Origin of the sequence: Pseudomonas sp. MYb60 (genome assembly GCF_002979555.1) — a bacterium.
In the GTDB taxonomy this organism is placed as follows: Bacteria; Pseudomonadota; Gammaproteobacteria; order Pseudomonadales; family Pseudomonadaceae; genus Aquipseudomonas.
Window position 1 is genome coordinate 91690 of sequence record NZ_PCOZ01000010.1, and the last position, 17741, is coordinate 109430.

The 17741-nt window shown below is 61.5% G+C and carries 10 protein-coding genes; 2 read left to right on the forward strand and 8 right to left on the reverse strand.

The window, feature by feature from the left end; genetic code table 11:
- Positions 1-2: 2 nt before the first annotated feature.
- The gene (gene purL, locus CQ041_RS18080; RefSeq protein WP_105523863.1) at positions 3-3899 is read right to left on the reverse strand and encodes a phosphoribosylformylglycinamidine synthase; all 3897 of its coding nucleotides are present in this window, start codon (positions 3897-3899) and stop codon (positions 3-5) included.
- A gap of 287 nt (positions 3900-4186) precedes the next feature.
- Here purL and mltF point away from each other — a divergent pair, with 287 nt between their 5' ends.
- Positions 4187-5647: a membrane-bound lytic murein transglycosylase MltF gene (gene mltF, locus CQ041_RS18085; protein ID WP_105523864.1), complete on the forward strand. Its 1461-nt coding sequence runs from the start codon at positions 4187-4189 to the stop codon at positions 5645-5647.
- Positions 5648-5710: 63 nt separating this feature from the next.
- Here the strand turns inward: mltF and CQ041_RS18090 are convergent, their stop codons facing one another.
- The 5 genes from CQ041_RS18090 to treP all read right to left on the reverse strand — a co-directional run bounded on the left by CQ041_RS18090 (position 5711) and on the right by treP (position 13183).
- A complete protein-coding gene (locus tag CQ041_RS18090; protein WP_105523865.1) occupies positions 5711-5986 on the reverse strand; it encodes a PTS transporter subunit EIIB in 276 nt (91 codons plus the stop codon).
- A gap of 2 nt (positions 5987-5988) precedes the next feature.
- A complete protein-coding gene (gene ptsP / locus CQ041_RS18095) occupies positions 5989-8505 on the reverse strand; it encodes a phosphoenolpyruvate--protein phosphotransferase (RefSeq protein WP_105523866.1) in 2517 nt (838 codons plus the stop codon).
- A gap of 181 nt (positions 8506-8686) precedes the next feature.
- Entirely contained in the window at positions 8687-9907 is a 1221-nt protein-coding gene (locus CQ041_RS18100; RefSeq protein WP_105523867.1) for a carbohydrate porin, read from the reverse strand.
- Positions 9908-9976: 69 nt separating this feature from the next.
- Positions 9977-11623, reverse strand: coding sequence for an alpha,alpha-phosphotrehalase (gene treC, locus CQ041_RS18105; protein ID WP_105523868.1), 1647 nt, complete (start codon positions 11621-11623; stop codon positions 9977-9979).
- A 117-nt stretch (positions 11624-11740) separates the two neighbouring features.
- A complete protein-coding gene (gene treP / locus CQ041_RS18110) occupies positions 11741-13183 on the reverse strand; it encodes a PTS system trehalose-specific EIIBC component (RefSeq protein ID WP_105523869.1) in 1443 nt (480 codons plus the stop codon).
- Between the two features lie 221 nt (positions 13184-13404).
- On the opposite strand from treP, the gene treR reads away from it, so the two are divergent.
- The gene (gene treR, locus CQ041_RS18115; RefSeq protein ID WP_105523870.1) at positions 13405-14109 is read left to right on the forward strand and encodes a trehalose operon repressor; all 705 of its coding nucleotides are present in this window, start codon (positions 13405-13407) and stop codon (positions 14107-14109) included.
- Between the two features lie 30 nt (positions 14110-14139).
- Here the strand turns inward: treR and CQ041_RS18120 are convergent, their stop codons facing one another.
- Both CQ041_RS18120 and CQ041_RS18125 read right to left on the reverse strand, forming a co-directional pair.
- Positions 14140-15540 carry an LLM class flavin-dependent oxidoreductase gene (locus tag CQ041_RS18120; RefSeq protein WP_177429400.1) on the reverse strand — a complete coding sequence of 467 codons (1401 nt, stop codon included), beginning with the start codon at positions 15538-15540 and terminating at the stop codon, positions 14140-14142.
- A 19-nt stretch (positions 15541-15559) separates the two neighbouring features.
- Entirely contained in the window at positions 15560-17668 is a 2109-nt protein-coding gene (locus tag CQ041_RS18125) for a TonB-dependent receptor domain-containing protein (protein WP_231501172.1), read from the reverse strand.
- Positions 17669-17741: the final 73 nt, after the last annotated feature.

Consider the following 17741-nt stretch of genomic DNA (forward strand, 5'->3'; position numbering starts at 1 on the left):
TCTTAGTTCACCCACACGCGGGCGTTGCGGAACATGCGCATCCACGCGCCGTCCTCGTCCCACTCTTCCGGGCGCCACGAGTTCTGCACGGCGCGGAATACACGTTCCGGGTGCGGCATCATGATAGTCACGCGACCGTCGCGGCTGGTGAGGCCGGTGATCCCGCGCGGTGAGCCGTTCGGGTTGGCCGGGTAGGTCTCGGTGACCTTGCCGTGGTTGTCGACGAAACGCAGCGCCACGGTGCCGGACAGGTCGGCTTCCAGCAGCGCTTCCTCGCTGGCGAACTCGGCATGGCCTTCACCGTGGGCGATGGCGATCGGCATGCGCGAACCGGCCATGCCTTGCAGGAAGATCGAGTTGGATTCCTGCACCTGCACCATGGCAACACGGGCTTCGAACTGCTCCGAACGGTTGCGCACAAAGTGCGGCCAGAACTCGCTGCCCGGGATCAGTTCGCTGAGGTTGGACATCATCTGGCAACCGTTGCACACACCCAGGGTGAAGCTGTCGTTGCGCTCGAAGAAACCCTGGAACGAATCGCGGGCACGGCTGTTGAACAGCGCCGACTTGGCCCAGCCTTCACCGGCACCCAGCACGTCGCCGTAGGAGAAACCGCCGCAGGCCACCAGGCCTTTGAACTCATTGAGGTCAACGCGACCGGCAAGGATGTCGCTCATGTGCACGTCGATCGCATTGAAGCCAGCACGGTCGAACGCGGCCGCCATTTCCACCTGGCCGTTGACGCCCTGCTCACGCAGTACGGCAACTTGTGGGCGGATGCCTTTCTTGATGTAAGGCGCGGCGATGTCCTGGTTGACGTCGAAGCTGAGCTTGGTGCTCAGGCCCGGGTTGTCTTCTTCCAGGATCACGTCGAATTCCTGCTCGGCGCACTCGACGTTGTCGCGCAGGCGCTGGATCTGGTAGCTGGTCTCGGCCCACTGGCGTTGCAGCAGACGGCGCTGACCGGCAAACACGGTGTCACCGTTGAACGAGATGTTGATCTCGCCATTGTTGATCGGCTGGCCGATCACGGCCACGCAGTCGTCCAGGCCAGCGGCGCTGAATTGGGCGAGCACGTCCGGGGTAGCGTCCTGGCGAACCTGGATCACTGCGCCCAACTCTTCGTTGAACAGGATGCCGTTGATTTCACAGGCTGCCTCGGCAACGCTGTCGAGCACGATGTTCAGGCCGCAATGACCGGCGAAGGCCATCTCGACAACGCTGGTCAGCAGACCACCGTCGGAACGGTCGTGGTAAGCCAGCAGGTGGCCGTCGGCGTTGAGGCCCTGGATCACGGCGAAGAAGGCTTTCAGGTCTTCGGCGTCATCGACGTCCGGGGCCTGGCTGCCGAGCTTGCCGTGGGTCTGTGCCAGGATCGACGCGCCCATACGGTTCTGGCCGCGGCCCAGGTCGATCAGGATCAGGTCAGTGGTGCCCTTGTCCATGCGCAGTTGCGGGGTCAGGGTCTGACGCACGTCGGTGACAGGCGCGAAACCGGTGACGATCAACGACAGGGGCGAGGTGACGCTCTTGTCAGTGCCTTCATCGTTCCAACGGGTGGCCATGGACATGGAGTCCTTGCCCACCGGAATGGTGATGCCCAGCTCTGGGCACAATTCCATGCCGACTGCTTTAACAGTGTCGTACAGACGTGCATCTTCGCCCGGGTGACCGGCGGCGGACATCCAGTTGGCCGACAATTTGATGTCGGACAGCTTGCCAATGCGCGATGCCGCGATGTTGGTAATGGTCTCACCAATGGCCATGCGGCCCGACGCTGGAGCGTCCAGCAGGGCCAGTGGCGTACGTTCGCCCATGGCCATCGCTTCACCGGTGTAGACGTCGAAGCTGGTGGCGGTGACGGCAACGTCGGCCACCGGAACCTGCCACGGGCCGACCATTTGGTCACGGGCCACCAGGCCGGTGATGGTGCGGTCGCCGATGGTGATCAGGAAGCTCTTGCTCGCCACGGCCGGGTGGTGCAGCACGCGTTCGATGCTGTCGGCCAGTTCCAGCGTGCTTGGGTCGAAGTCGTCGCCCAGCTCGGCTTCACGCACGGCCGAACGGTGCATGCGCGGGGCTTTGCCCAGCAGCACTTCGAGCGGCATGTCCACCGGGCTGTTGCCGAAGTGGCTGTCGGTGACCGTCAGCTGCGGCTCGGCAGTGGCTTCGCCGACCACGGCAAACGGGCAGCGCTCGCGTTCGCAGATGGCCTGGAAGCGCGCAAAATCTTCAGCACCGACGGCCAGCACGTAGCGTTCCTGGGATTCGTTGCTCCAGATTTCGTGCGGGGCCATGCCCGGCTCGTCGTTTGGAATGTTGCGCAGTTCGAAGCGGCCACCACGGTCGCCGTCGTTGACCAGTTCCGGGAAGGCGTTGGACAAACCGCCAGCACCGACGTCGTGGATGAAGCTGATCGGGTTTTTGTCACCCAACTGCCAGCAACGGTCGATGACTTCCTGGCAGCGACGCTCCATCTCTGGGTTTTCGCGCTGTACAGACGCGAAGTCCAGGTCTGCCGAGCTGGTGCCGGTGGCCATCGAGGAAGCCGCGCCGCCGCCCAGGCCGATCAACATCGCCGGGCCGCCGAGCACGATCAGCTTGGAGCCGACCAGGATCTCGCCTTTCTTGACGTGTTCTTCACGGATGTTGCCCATGCCGCCGGCCAACATGATCGGCTTGTGGTAGCCGCGCACTTCATCGCCACGCGGGGTGGTGATGGACTGTTCGAAGGTACGGAAGTAGCCGGTCAGCGCCGGACGCCCGAATTCGTTGTTGAACGCGGCGCCGCCCAGCGGGCCTTCGATCATGATGTCCAGCGCGGTAACGATGCGCTCAGGCTTGCCATACGGCACTTCCCACGGCTGTTCGAAGCCCGGGATCTGCAGGTTGGACACGGTGAAGCCGGTGAGGCCGGCTTTTGGCTTGGCACCACGGCCGGTGGCACCTTCGTCGCGTATCTCGCCGCCGGAACCGGTGGCGGCGCCCGGGAACGGGGCAATCGCGGTCGGGTGGTTGTGAGTCTCGACCTTCATCAGGATGTGCACCGGCTCCTGCACCGCGCCGTACTGGCGGGTCTCGGGGTCCGGGAAGAAACGGCCGGCGACGGAGCCGACGATCACCGAGGCGTTGTCCTTATAAGCCGACAGAACGCCTTCGCTGTGCATCACGTAGGTGTTCTTGATCATGCCGAACAGGCTTTTATCCTGGCTTTCGCCGTCGATGTCCCAACTGGCGTTGAAGATCTTGTGACGGCAGTGCTCGGAGTTGGCCTGCGCAAACATCATCAGTTCGATGTCGTGCGGGTTGCGCTTCAAGCCGTTGAAAGCGTTGACCAGGTAGTCGATCTCGTCTTCCGCCAGGGCCAGGCCCAGCTCGGTGTTGGCCTTCTCGAGGGCGGCACGGCCACCGCCGAGCACGTCAATCGCGGTGAGCGGCTTGGGCTCGGCGTGGCTGAACAGGCCGGCAGCCTGTTCCAGCTGGCTGACGATGATCTGGGTCATGCGGTCGTGCAGGCTGCTGGCGATCAGCTCGGCTTCGGCGTCGCTGAACTGGCCGGCGACGTAGAACGCGATACCACGCTCCAGGCGCTGGATTTTTTCCAGGCCACAGTTGCGGGCGATATCGCTGGCCTTGCTCGACCAGGGCGAGATGGTGCCGAACCGCGGCAGAACCAGGAACAAGCGGCCGTTAGGCTCTTGAACCGGAACGCTTGGGCCGTACTTCAGAAGGCGTGCCAGCACTTGCTGTTCGTCGGCGGTCAACACGCCGGTAACGTCGGCGAAGTGAGCAAATTCAGCGTACAGGCCTGTAACAGCTGGAACCTTTTGGCTCAGTTGCTCAAGGAGTTTGCTGTGGCGAAAGGCAGAAAGGGCAGGAGCGCCGCGCAGGATCAACATCTTCGGGACAGCCTCGGGAAGGGGGTGTGCTTTGAGGCCGTGCATTCTAGCGTAAACCTTCGCCAACGGCACCCGAAACGGCACCGGTGGCTGCTGCCGAACGTCAGTTGGCTGGATTCCACTGTCGTTTGGGGGTTATCCAGGGCATTCGGCGCAGTTATTTTAACCGTCATAATCCTGCGCCAAGCCCCGTTTCTGCGGGCTGCAGCCCGGTTTTGGCGGCGCTAGCAGACAACTCCAACGCTGTCGAGATATGGCGCCGTGGGCCGTTTGCGTATACTGCGCAGATGTTCTCCCCAACTGCTTTGCGCCCGCGATGCGCCAGATGGCTCATCGCAACCGGACTCTTCCTGATGCTCAGCGCCTGTGTTGATAAACCCAGCACGCTCGAGCGAATCAAGGAGGATGGCGTATTGCGGGTGATTACCCGGAACAGCCCGGCCACCTATTTCCAGGACCGCAACGGTGAAACCGGTTTCGAATACGAACTGGTCAAGCGCTTTGCCGACGACCTGGGCGTGAAGCTGGAAATCGAGACCGCCGACAACCTCGACGACTTGTTCGGCCAGCTCGGCAAGAACAACGGCCCGGTCCTGGCTGCCGCCGGCCTGGTCAGCAGCGAGCAGCGCCTGCAGCAGGTACGCTTTTCCCACCCCTACCTGGAAGTGACCCCGCAGATCATCTACCGCAACGGCCAGTCCCGCCCGACGAACGCGGCAGACCTGGCAGGCAAGAAGATCATGGTGCTCAAGGGCAGCACCCACGCCGAGCAACTGGCGGCGCTTAAAAAGCAGAATCCTGCGATCGAATACGAAGAATCCGACGCCGTTGAAGTGGTCGACCTGCTGCGCATGGTAGATGAAGGGCAGATCGACCTGACCCTGGTGGACTCCAACGAAGTCGCGATGAACCAGGTGTACTTCCCCAACGTGCGCGTCGCGTTCGACCTCGGCAACGCCAGCAACCAGAGCTGGGCCGTGGCGGCAGGCGAGGACAACAGCCTGCTCAACGAAATCAACAGTTACCTGGACAAGGTCGAGAAGAACGGCACCCTGCAGCGTCTCAAGGATCGCTACTACGGGCACGTCGACGTCCTTGGCTATGTCGGGGCCTACACCTTCGCCCAGCACCTGCAGCAACGCTTGCCCAAGTACGAGAAGCACTTTCGCGCCTATGCCAAGGAAGAAAAGGTCGATTGGCGCCTGTTGGCCGCCATCGGCTATCAGGAATCCCTGTGGCAACCGGCGGTCACTTCCAAGACCGGCGTGCGCGGCCTGATGATGCTGACCCAGAACACTGCCCAGGCCATGGGCGTGTCCAATCGACTGGACCCCAAGCAGAGCATCATGGGCGGCGCCAAGTACCTGGCCCGGATCAAAAGTGAACTGGACGACAGCATCGCCGAGCCGGATCGCACCTGGTTCGCGCTCGCTGCCTACAACGTCGGCGGCGGTCACCTGGACGATGCACGTACCTTGGCCAAGCGCGAAGGCCTGAACCCGAACAAGTGGCTGGACGTGAAGAAAATGCTGCCGCGCCTGTCGCAGAAGCAGTGGTACAGCAAGACCCGCTACGGTTATGCCCGAGGCGGTGAGCCGGTGCACTTCGTGGCGAACATTCGCCGCTACTACGACATCCTCACTTGGGTGACCCAGCCGCAGCTGGAAGGCAACCAGGTGGTCGAAGGCAACCTGCATGTGCCGGGTGTGGATAAGACCAAGCCGCCCGAAGACAACCCGAAACTATAAGAACACAGCAAAATCCATGTAGGAGGGGGCTTGCCCCCTCCCACATTTGGATCTCGAGCTGGCTCAAAGGCCGGTGATTAGATGCACCACTCCGCCCGTCAGCACCATCACACCTGGCACACCCGCCGCCTTCAACGCCTCAGTATCCACCTTCGCCCCATCCTGCAACTGCACCCGCACCCGCGTCAGCGCCACGCGCTGCTGCGACTTGAGGTTATCCGCCCCACCCAGCGCATTCAGCACATCGGCCGACAATAAGCCCGGCGCCGCGACGGTTTCTTCCTTGATCAAATCCGGCGTCAGCGCCTTCCAGAACGCCCGCTGCAATTTCTCGAACATGCTCACATCTCCACGACAGGTGAGGTTTCTACGGTAGCCGCGTGAAAAAGGCGCAACGCCTCGCGCACTTGGCCAGCTTCTTCCAGGCCCAGCACCTGACAGGCAATGATCTGGCAGTCGGCCAGGTCCAGCTCGCGCACGGTGGCCTTGATGGTCGGGATCAACGGCACGCTGACCGACAACTCATCCACCCCCAGCCCGAGCAACACCGGCACCGCCAGCGCTTCGGACGCCAACGCGCCGCACACGCCCACCCATTTGCCGTGGGCATGGGCGGCCTTGACCGTGGTGGCGATCAACCGCAGCACGGCCGGGTGAAAGCTGTCAGCCTGGCTGGCCAGGCGCGGATGGTCGCGGTCCATGGCCAGGGTGTATTGGGTCAGGTCGTTGGTGCCGATGGAAAAGAAATCCACATGGGGGGCGAACACGTCTGCCATGAGTGCGGCGGACGGTACTTCGATCATGATGCCCAGCTTTGGCAACTCCTTGAGCCCAAGCGCCAGCGCTTCCTCCTCAAGCATCTTGCGCGCCAGGTGCAGCTCAGACAGCAGGCTGACCATCGGCAACATGATGTGCAACCGCGCAAACCCGGTGCTGGCGAGGATCGCCCGGAATTGTTCACGCAGCAGTTCCGGGCGTTCCAGGCACAAACGGATGCCGCGCAGACCGAGGAACGGGTTGGTCTCGGCGTCCATCGGCACGTAGGCCAAGGGTTTGTCGCCACCCACATCGAGGGTGCGCACCACTAGGTTGCGCTCGGCACCCAGGGCACGGGCGATGGCGGTGTAGGTCGCCGCCTGTTCGTCGGGACTTGGGGCACGGTTGCGATCCAGATACAGGAACTCCGATCTCAGCAGGCCGACGCCTTCGCCGCCGAGGGTCAGGGATTGCTCGACTTCCTGCAACGAAGCCACGTTGGCAGTGACTTCAACGTGATGACCATCGCGGGTAGTGGCGGGTAACGACGCCTGCGCCACATCGCGCTGATGGCGGAGCACCTGTTGTTTACGCGCAACGTCCAGTTGCTCGATTTCGGCCAGGTTGGGGTCGAGGTGCAGCTCGCCGTTGTCGGCGTCGAGCAGCACCTGCTTGCCATTGGCCACCGCCAACACCTGCGCCGTAACACCGCAGATAGCCGGCAGGCCCAGGGCACGGGCGAGGATTGCGACGTGGCTGGTCGCGCCACCACCGACAGTGACAAACCCCAGCACCTTGCGTGTGTCCAGGCCGGCGGTCTGTGAAGGCGTCAGTTGTTCGGCGATCAGGATCGCGCGCTCCGGCAACTCCCAGGCGCTGTCTTGAATGCCCAGGATCAGTTTCAGCACGCGCTGGCCGACGTCCGCCAAGTCTGCCGCACGCTCAGCGATCAGCGCGTTGCCCAACCCCTGGAATAGCTTGATGGTCGCGAGCGTCGCACTGTTCCAGGCGAACGCGGCACTCTTGCCTTCAGCCACTAGGCGGTGGGCATGTTCCAGCAAAGTCGGGTCTTCGAGCAACTCCTGATGCGCGCGAAAAATCTCGGCCTGAGCGCTGCCAGCCGCCTTGTCCTGCAAAACCTGCAACGCTTCAGTGGCGGCGAGCAAGCCGCGCGTCAAAGCAGCGCGTTCCGTTGCTTCATCCGTGCCTTGCGCCGTGATGATCAGCTCCGGTTCGGTCACTTGAACGACCTGACCAAACGCCGAGCCCGGTGATGCACACACACCCCGCAGCAAGGTTGCCGGCGACTGCGTTGCGACCGGCTCGGCAATACTTGCCACTACCTCGCCACAGCCTTCAGCCAACAAGACCACCAGCGCCTTGATCGCCGCCTCGGCGTCCTCGCCCGCCGCGCTCACTTGCAAGGTATCGCCCTGCACGGTTTGCAACGCCATGATCGCCACCAGCGATTTGGCGTTGGCACTCTGGGTTTGCTTGTGCAGGTAAATGCTGGCGTTGAAACCTTTCGCCGTCTGGGCAAATACCGCTGCCGGGCGCGCGTGCAGGCCGTTGGCATTGGGCAAGGTCAGAGGCTTGGAGAACAGGGCATCGCCCTCCTCCTCGTCCGCCATCGCAACCGTTTCACCTGTGGATAACTGCACCAGCGGCTGGCCCGCCTGCACCAGACCGTCCGCCAGCAGCGTGAACGGCTCGCCGCTGACCACCAGCATCAAGGTGAGCACACTGCGTGCGTTGAGTGCCACGTAGTCGGCATCGAATTCGATCAACGGCTGCCCGACCTCCACCCGCTGGCCTTCCTGCACCAACCGGGTGAAACCCTGGCCCGCCAGGTTCACGGTGTCCAAGCCGATGTGCATCAGCACCTGGACGCCGTTGTCGTCGGTGATACTGACCGCATGCCCACTGTCCTGAATATTGCTGATCACCCCGGCCAACGGTGCGCACAGGGTCTGCGAGGTCGGGTCGATGCACAGGCCGTCGCCGATCAGGCGGCTGGAAAATACCGGGTCGGGCACCTGGTCCAGCGCCAGCAGCACACCCGACAGCGGCGCCAGCAGTTCCAGGGGTTGAGTTGTGGTCATGACTTCACCTGTTGTTGTGTTCTGTAAAAATCATTGGGCTGATGCGATCCCAGGATGACAACGGTCTCATGTGGGAGCTGGCTTGCCTGCGATAGCATCGCCTCAGTTTTCCTGTAAGACCGAGTCGCCCGCATCGCAGGCAAGCCAGCTCCCACCTAAAGCGCATTCACATAAGCCTGCGTTATTTCCACCAGTACTCGACCTGCACACCAAAATTGGAACCGTGTCGCGCCGTACCGTAGGCGCCGGTGTCGGACAACGCCGAGCCCGCTGACAGTTCATTCGCCGCACGCTTGGCCGCTTCGTTCCAGCTCGCATAGGTGTAGTAGACGCGCACTTCCGGCCGCGCCCAGAACGCCGGGCCCTTGGGCGACCAGGTCGGAGCGAAGGTGAATTTGCTCAACTTGCGCGTGCCGCCCGTGGCATCCACCTGGTCGTGGCCCAGCTCGGCAACCAGCTTGAATTGCTCACTGATGGCATACCCCGGGCGTACGCCGACCGACATCCAGGTCTGGTCCTGGCTGCCGGGACGCACGTCCTTTTGATACACGGCTTCAACCTGCCCTCCAAAACGCGGTGTCACCTGCCAGTCGAAAAACTCCACGGCGCGGTAGCTTTTGCTGCTGTTATCCAGAAAGGTGTTGCCGGTGTAGCCCAGCCCGGTGCCAGGGCCTTCCCCGTACTGCAACGCAAACTTGTTCTTGCCGCCGAGAAACGCGCTCTGCACATGCTGCGCGGTAAGCGCCCAGCCACTGTGGGTGTCGCGCCCGCCGGCTTTGGCGATGTAGCTCAGGCCCAGCTCCAGCTCGCCGCCGGGGTTGGTCTTGAAACCCGCGACGTTGAAGTCATGGCGGGTGGCGTATTCCTTTTGGTACAGGTTGTCCTTGCGGGAAATCGCGTAGCTGTACGTGAGGTCGCCGATCAGCACGTCCTCGATACCGCCGCCGGTGGCGCTCTGGTTCCAGTAGTAGAAGTCGGAGATATGGATGTCGTTACGTTTGTAGTAGCGCCGCCCGGCCCACAGCGAGCCGCCATTGAGGCTGGGCAGGTTGGACCACTGCGCGTACATCTGCGGCATGCGCGCAGTGCCGTAGTCGTCGCCCTGGAATCGCGGGGAGCGGTCGTATTGGTTGTAAAGCGATGCCATGGCATCGACGCTGAACACCGAACCGTCGTCGAGGGTGAGCACGTCCTGGCGCAATTCCAGTTCGGCGTATTGCTCGCACTCGTTACCCAAGCGGTATTTGGATTGCGCCCCCGGCAGTTGAAAACATTGCTGCTTGCCGCTGCCCGTAGAGGTCCCCGCGCCACTGCGCAGGTAACCGCCGAATTCCAGGGCTTGCGCGCCCACTGGCAGGCTCAGGCACGACGCAACGAGGCCCAGCTTTATGGTTGTTTTCATGAAGCACTCCGATATTTTTATTATGGTTTTTGAAGCGCCCCGTGCTCCCACACGGGGGTACAACGGGTCTCAATCGTTGAGGTACAGCACAAACGATTCGTAGGGGCGCAGCGCTACCGTGCCCTTACGACGCGGGCAGTCGGGGTAGTTGCTGATCAGCAGGCGCTGTTCGGTGGCCGCGTTGATCACGTCGTCCGGCAGTTGGATGTCGCACGCCGTGCCGTAGAAGTTGTTCAACACCAGCAGGCGCTCGCCATGGCCTTCCCGCAGGTAGGCCCAGACCTGCGGATGGCCTTGCAGCAGTTCGCGGTAAACGCCGTCCAGGATCAGCGGCTCGTGACGGCGCAAGGCAATCAGCGCGCGGTAGTGATGCAGCACGGAATCGGGGTCATCCAACTGGCTTTCGACGTTGATGCGTGAGGCATTGGCCGCAATGCCGATCCACGGCTCCGCGCTGCTGAAACCGGCGTTTTCCCCGGCACTCCACTGCATCGGCGTACGCCCGTTGTCCCGCGACTTCTGCATGATCGCCGCCATGCTCGACGCCTCGGACTCTCCCGCATCGCGCTTGAGGCGGAAGATGTTCAGGGTCTCCACATCGCGGTAGTGCGAGATGCTGTCGAAGCCCGGATTGGTCATCCCCAGCTCTTCGCCCTGGTACACGTAAGGCGTGCCCTGGAGGAAGTGCAGTGCGGTCGCCAGCATCTTCGCCGAGACCACGCGATGCTCGCCGTCGTTGCCGAAACGCGAGACCACCCGCGGCTGATCGTGGTTACACCAGAACAGCGCATTCCAGCCACCACCGGCCTGCATGCCCAGTTGCCAGTCGGAAAAAATCTGCTTGAGCTGGAGGAAATCGAAGTCGGCCTTCACCCACTTCTGCAGGTTCGGGTAATCCACTTTCAGGTGATGAAAGTTGAAGGTCATCGACAACTCTTTCGACTCGGGACGCGAGTAGCGAATGCAGTGGTCGAGGCTGGTGGACGACATCTCGCCGACATTGATCAGGTCGTGTCCGTCGAAAACTTCACGGTGCATTTCCTGCAAGTACTCATGCACGTGGGGGCCGTCGGTGTAGAAACGTCGACCGTCGCTGTTGTCCTCGGGAAAATCGGCGGGCTTGGAGATCAGGTTGATCACATCCAGGCGAAAGCCGCCCACGCCCTTGTCGCGCCAGAAGCGCATCAGCTTGAACACTTCGGCGCGCACCTTGGGGTTGTCCCAATTGAGGTCGGCCTGGGTGTGGTCGAACAGGTGCAGGAAATATTGGCCGGTTTGCGCCTCGTATTCCCAGGCCGAGCCGCCGAACTTGGATTCCCAGTTATTGGGCTGGTCGCGCCAGATGTAGAAATCGCGGTACGGGTTATCGAGGCTGCTGCGCGCCTGCTGGAACCATTCGTGCTCGATGGAGGTGTGGTTGACCACGATGTCGAGCATCAGCTTGATACCGCGCTTGGCCGCTTCGCAGATCAACAGGTCGCAGTCGGCCATGGTGCCGTAGCTGGGGTCGATGGCGTAGTAATCGCTGATGTCGTAACCGTTGTCTCGTTGCGGCGAGCGCAGGAACGGAGTGATCCACAGGCAGTCGACGCCCAGCCACTGGAGATAGTCGAGCTTGTCCACGATGCCCAGCAGGTCACCGGTGGCGTTACCCGCATGGCTGTGGAAGCTTTTTGGGTAGATCTGGTAGATCACCGAATGTTGCCAGGTTTGCATGGGGGGTTCCTTCAGTTGATTGGGTGCTGGCCTCTCGGGCCTCATCGGGGGCAAGCCCCCTCCCACATTTAAAATGCGTGCCCATGTGGGAGCAGCGTGCCCCCCGATAGCGATGGTTCAGGCAACGCGATAACCAGGCCGAACAATCTTCATGCTCAGCGCACAGGTCAGAACAAACGGCACCACCATCGCGATCACCATGCCAATCACAAACACCGCGATGGACTGCGGCACGATGGAGATGAACCCCGGCAAGCCACCCACCCCGATGGCCGAGGCCTGCACCTTGTTCAGCGCGAGGAAAATGCTGCCCAACGCCGAGCCCACCAGCGCGGCATAGAAGGGAAACTTGAAGCGCAGATTCACCCCGAACATCGCCGGTTCAGTGATGCCGAAATAAGCGGAAATAGCGGAGGTCGAGGCCATGCTTTTATCCCGCGCGTTGCGGGTCATGTAGAACACCGCCAGCGCAGCGCTGCCCTGGGCCAGGTTGGACATGACGATCATCGGCCAGATAAAGGTGCCGCCTTGGGTTGAGATGAGTTGCAGGTCCACGGCAAGGAACATGTGGTGCATGCCGGTGATCACCAGCGGCGCATACAGCAGGCCGAAAATCGCCCCGCCGACCATCGGTGCCAGGTCAAACAGGGCGACCACGCCTTCGGTGATCAGGATGCCGAGGTGACGCGTTACCGGACCGATAATGGCCAGGGCGAGCACGCCGGTGACGACGATGGTGGTGATCGGCACGACCAGCAATTGAATCGCGTTGGGCACTCGCGCCCGCAACCCTTTCTCGATCACGCTCATCACAAAGGCAGCCATAAGAATCGGCAGGATCTGCCCCTGGTAGCCGACTTTTTCAATCTGGAACCAGCCGAAAATATCGAAGTACGGCAGGCTCTGGCCGTCCAGACCGGCGACCGCCTTGCCATAGTTCCAGGCGTTGAGCAGGTCCGGATGCACCAGCATCAGGCCCAGCACGATGCCGAGGATTTCACTGCCGCCAAAGCGCTTGGCCGCCGACCAGCCCACCAACGCCGGCAGGAATACGAACGAAGTGTTGGCCATCAGGTTGATCAGGCTCCACAGGCCATCCAGGTTTGGATAGGCCTCCAGCAGCGTCTGACCCTCGATGAACATGCCCTTGGCGCCCATCAGGTTGTTCACGCCCATCAGCAGGCCGGCGATGATCAGCGCGGGCAGGATCGGCATGAACACATCGGAGAACACCCGCACCAGACGCTGCATGGCGTTGGTCTTGTCGGCGCCCTTCTTCTTCACATCGGCAATGGTGGCGGCGGCGAGGCCGGTCTGCTCGCGCAGGGCCGCGTAGACCTTTTCCACTTCGCCAGGGCCGATAACGACTTGAAACAGGCCGCCGGTGAAAAACGAGCCCTTGACCAGGTCGACCTGGTTCAGCGCGCTGCTGTTGACCAGGCTCGGGTCCTTGAGCGCCAGGCGCAGGCGGGTCACACAGTGGGCGGCTTGCTCAAGGTTGTCGCTGCCGCCGAGGTGCTCGAGGATCTCGCGGGCAATGTTGGAATAGTCGTGGCTCATGCTGGGTTTCCACTTTGATTTTTTTATTGGGGGAACGAAGGCAAACGTACTCGTCTGTACGAGTTAAAGCAACAACTCGTCTGTACGAGTTGCATTTTGTTTATTTTTTGTAGGTCAGCCCATCGCTGCAAGCCGCATAAATCCAAGGGTCTAATGGACAAACAGCCGCTCTGCCACTAAGGTTCCTGCCTTGACCGCAACCCCGGCAAAGAGCCATCCCCATGAGCAAATACAACCAGATCTATACGGATCTGCTTGCTAGCATCACCACCGAACGCCTGCAACGCGGCACGCGCCTTCCCTCCGAAACCGAATTGATGGACAGCTACCAGGCGAGCCGAGGCACCGTGCGTCGGGCAATAGAGCAGTTGCAGGAGCGGGGGTTTGCGCAAAAAATCCACGGCAAGGGCACCTTTGTGCTGTCGCCCAACCCGATCGAGTTCCAGCTGGGCGGCATCGTCAGCTTCCACGAAACCCATGCGGACCTGGGCGAAGACGTACACACCGACGTGGTCGAATTCACCCAGTTCCCGCTGGAAGGCTCACTGCTGCAACATATCGAAGCCGAGCCCGGCACCCTGATCACCCGGATCAAACGGGTCCGGCGCATCGGCGGCAAACGGGTGATCCTGGATATCAACCACTTCGTCGCCGAGGTGATCCCCGGCCTCGACCGGGCGATTGCCGAACAGTCGATCTACGCGTTCATCGAGCAGACCCTGCACCTGCAGATCGCCTACGCCCAGCGCACCATCGAAGCCCTGCCCCGCAGCAAAGACGACCAGGCACACCTCGACCTCGATGGCCAAAGCCATGTGATCGTGGTGAGCAACCAGACATTTTTGCAGGATGGGCGGCAGTTCGAGTACACCGAGTCGCGGCATACGCTGGACAAGTTTTACTTTTCGGATATTGCGCGGCGCTAAGGCACCGGGCGGTGCCTTGGACATGCTGGTTCAGGTGAACCGCAATGGCACCGCCGGCTGCTTCAACGTCTGCGCATCGCGGTAACGGGTAGCAAAGTGCTCGGCCGGCAAGCGTCCGTTGCCCTTGCCGAACAAGCGCTCGCGCAGGGTTTCCCCCGGCTCGTACGCCTGGCGGAACCGCCCGCGCCGGCGCAGTTCCGGGATCACCAGGTCGATGAAATCCCGCGCTGTTTCGAACGACAGGAACTGGCGCAGGTTGATGCCGTCGATGCCGTCTTCATCCAGCCATTTTTCGATTGTATCGGCCACTTCAGTGGGTGTGCCGGCGACGAAGAAAAAGTCCTGGTCGAGGCTGCCGATGCGGTCCAGCGCCTGCCCGACGGTTTCACCCGGCGGGAAGTAGTCCCGGGACAGCGATGGCAGCTGTTCGCGCTGGAATACGTGTTCGATCAGTTCGTCACGCGGGTACGCCAAAAGGTCGATGGGCATCTGGAAGTGCGCCATCGAACCCTCGACGCTGAGCCGTTCGCGGTAACTCTCCACTTTGCGCGCCACCTCGATATCAGTCTCGGCGACGATCACCGAAGCCATCACCAGAAACTTGATGCTGTCGGCCCTGCGCCCATGCTCCACCGCTTTGGCACGCATGGTCGCGATGTTGCGCCGCACGGTGTCGTGGGTGCGTCCGCCGGTGAACACCACTTCGGCGTGGCGCCCGGCGAACTCGATACCCGCCGGCGATCCCGTGGCCTGGAACAGCACTGGCGTACGCTGGCGTGACGGCTGGCACAGGTGCGGGCCGGCGACCTTGAAATGCTCGCCTTCGTGGTTGATGTAACGCACCTTGCCCGGATCGGTGTACACCCGCTGCTCGCGGTCCTGGATCACCGCGTCATCGTCCCACGAACCCTCCCAGAGTTTGTACAGCACATCCAGGTACTCGTCGGCGATCTCGTAGCGCCGGTCGTGGGCGACTTCGCCCTCATGGCCGAAATTGCGCGCGGCGTTGGGCAGATACGAGGTGACGATGTTCCAGCCCATGCGACCCTTGGTCAGGTGATCAAGGGTACTCATGCGCCGCGCAAACGAAAACGGCGGTTCGTAGGTGGTCGAAAACGTCACCCCAAACCCCAGGTTGCGAGTCACCGCCGCCATCGCCGATACCACCATCAGCGGGTCGTTGCTGGGGATCTGCATGCCTTCGCGCAAGGCGGTTTCCGGGCCGTTGCGAAAGGCATCGTAGGTGCCGGTCACATCGGCCAGGAACACCGCATCGAAGCCGCCGCGTTCGAGCAATTGCGCCAATTCGATCCAGTAGTCCAGGTCGTTGAAACGATGCCGGTTGTTGTCCGGATGAGTCCACAGGCCGTGGGTGATGTGGCTCACGCAGCTCATTTCGAAGAGGTTGACGTGTAGAGGTTTCAAGCTCATTGGCTGATCCATGTTCCGCTTAGAAGTTGTATTGCACACCGGTGGTGAAGCCCAGGCCGTCGCCCACGTAGAAGTTGTCCGAGTCCTGGCCCTTGAGGTCGTAAGAGGTTTTGGACGCAGTAACGTAGTGCTTGTTGGTGAGGTTTTTCGCGTCGAGGAACACGTTCCAGCGCTTGCTCGGGGTCTCGTAGCCGATCTTCGCGCCGAAAATGGTGTATTGCGGCGCCTTGAGGGTGTTGGCGAAGTCCACGTAGTAGCTGGAGGCGTGATTGAGGTTCACGTCGGCGTAGAAACCGTTGGGGTTCTGGTACAGCAACGCGGCCTGGTAGACCTGGCCAGGCAGACCGGGCAAGTCGTTGCCCCCGAAGGTCTGGTCGTTGCGGAAGTGGAAGTCGTTGAGGGTATAGGCCTGGCGCCACTTGATCGTGCTGCCGTCGCTGCCTTCCCACAGCTGGGTGCTCAGGCCGAACTCGATACCCTGGTGGATGGTCGGCGAGGCGTTGGTGTTGGACACGATCTCGTTGGAGGTGGCCGTGGCGTTGGCGATCACCGCCGACAGCAACTCGCCCTGGATCCACGAGCGATACGCCGTGAGGCTGCCCTCGAAAATGCCCTGGCGGCCACGAATACCGATTTCCACCGTGTTGGCTTTTTGCGCGTGCAGGTCTTGCACGTAGGGGTTGCTGACCGGGCCGGAGGAGTAATACCAGGTCACGGGCGGGTCGATGGAGCGGCTGACGTTGCCGAAGATCTGGATGTCCGGCGTCAGCGCATAACGCAGACCGATGCGTGGCGCGAGGTTCCAGTCGTCGTAGTGCACGGCGCTGGGGAACTCGCTGGTGTTAGGCGCGGTGGCGTAGCTGACACGCACGTTGCGCACCGAGTTGGCCGCCGACAGGCCAGTGGACAGCCAGGTGCGGTCGGTCAGTTGCAACTCGTTGCCGAGAGCAAACACCGTGTCTCGCGAGCCGCTGAACTTGACGCGCTGCACTTGCTGCCAGGTCTGCGGGTCGCGGATCTTCACGTCGCCGGGCATCAGCACGGTGTTGCTGAAACTGAGGGTGGTGTCGCTGGGCAGGCCGAAGAACGAGTCGCCTTTGCGCAAGTAGCGCAGGGAGGAGGACAAGTCAGTTGAATCCCACACGCCGGGGTTGGCGTAGTAGTGCAGGCCATCGGTCAACTTGTAGTGGTGATAACCCAAGCCCAATTCAAGTTTGGAGCGGTCGTCGAAGGTATACGTGGTGGTACTGCCGATCAGGGTAGTACCCGGCTTTTTACGCACCCAACGATAGTTGTTGGCCTTGGGGTCGTGTTTGATTTGATACTTGGTCAGGGTACTGGCATTGGTATTGTCTTCATCACGATGTCGGAAGGTGAAACGCGTCTCCCATTTATCATTGAATACATGCCCGAAGTTACCCACGACATCACTGCCGTGGTTGGCCGAGTCGTCCTGATAACCCTTACGTTCATTGTGCAATAAGGACAGGTAGTAATCGGTGTCCCCGACGACACCGCCGGTGCTGATCTGTTCTTTTTTATAACCGAAACTGCCAGCTTCTAGACGAATACGGTTGCCCGGCGCGGTATAACCGCTGTTGGTCACCATATTGATTGCGCCACCCAGTGTCAGCGCGCTGTATTCAAACGCGTTGGCGCCGGAGAGTACTTCTGTGTGATCCACTGCCGCCATGTTGAGCAAATCTTCCTGAGTACCGCCCGGACCGGTCACTGGAATGCCGTCGTAGAGGTATTTGATGCCCAGGGCGTAACCACCGTAGAAGCTGTTGATGCCGGAGCCGCGGATCGAAATCTTGGCTGCGCTTTGCCCGCTGGTGGCCTGTGCATAGACGCCTGGCTGATAGGCCAATACATCTTCGGCGGTGGCCGCACGGCCCTTGTTGACCTCCTTGTTGTCGACCACGGCGGTGGCGCCCGCCACCTTGTCCAGGCGCTTTTTGTCGTACTGGGCATCGGTTTCAGCCTTGCCGTTGACTACCACGGTTTGCAGGCTGGTATCCGCTGCATACAAGGCGCCGTGGCTCAATAAAGTCGCCAGGCCAAAAGAGACAGCCACCGGCAGGGAGCGCGATCGTAACGCCGGCTTTGATGTAGAACGCAAGGTCATGGATAACTCCAGAGTGTCCAATGAATAGAAGTTGAAACCATCTATTGGAATAGTCTGGTGCGAACTCCCTATA

Coding starts and splice junctions, on each gene's coding strand:
- purL (WP_105523863.1), bottom strand. CDS start 3,899: ATGTTGATCCTGCGCGGCGCTCCTGCCCTTTCTGCCTTTCGCCACAGC.
- mltF (WP_105523864.1), top strand. CDS start 4,187: ATGTTCTCCCCAACTGCTTTGCGCCCGCGATGCGCCAGATGGCTCATC.
- CQ041_RS18090 (WP_105523865.1), bottom strand. CDS start 5,986: ATGTTCGAGAAATTGCAGCGGGCGTTCTGGAAGGCGCTGACGCCGGAT.
- ptsP (WP_105523866.1), bottom strand. CDS start 8,505: ATGACCACAACTCAACCCCTGGAACTGCTGGCGCCGCTGTCGGGTGTG.
- CQ041_RS18100 (WP_105523867.1), bottom strand. CDS start 9,907: ATGAAAACAACCATAAAGCTGGGCCTCGTTGCGTCGTGCCTGAGCCTG.
- treC (WP_105523868.1), bottom strand. CDS start 11,623: ATGCAAACCTGGCAACATTCGGTGATCTACCAGATCTACCCAAAAAGC.
- treP (WP_105523869.1), bottom strand. CDS start 13,183: ATGAGCCACGACTATTCCAACATTGCCCGCGAGATCCTCGAGCACCTC.
- treR (WP_105523870.1), top strand. CDS start 13,405: ATGAGCAAATACAACCAGATCTATACGGATCTGCTTGCTAGCATCACC.
- CQ041_RS18120 (WP_177429400.1), bottom strand. CDS start 15,540: ATGAGCTTGAAACCTCTACACGTCAACCTCTTCGAAATGAGCTGCGTG.
- CQ041_RS18125 (WP_231501172.1), bottom strand. CDS start 17,668: ATGACCTTGCGTTCTACATCAAAGCCGGCGTTACGATCGCGCTCCCTG.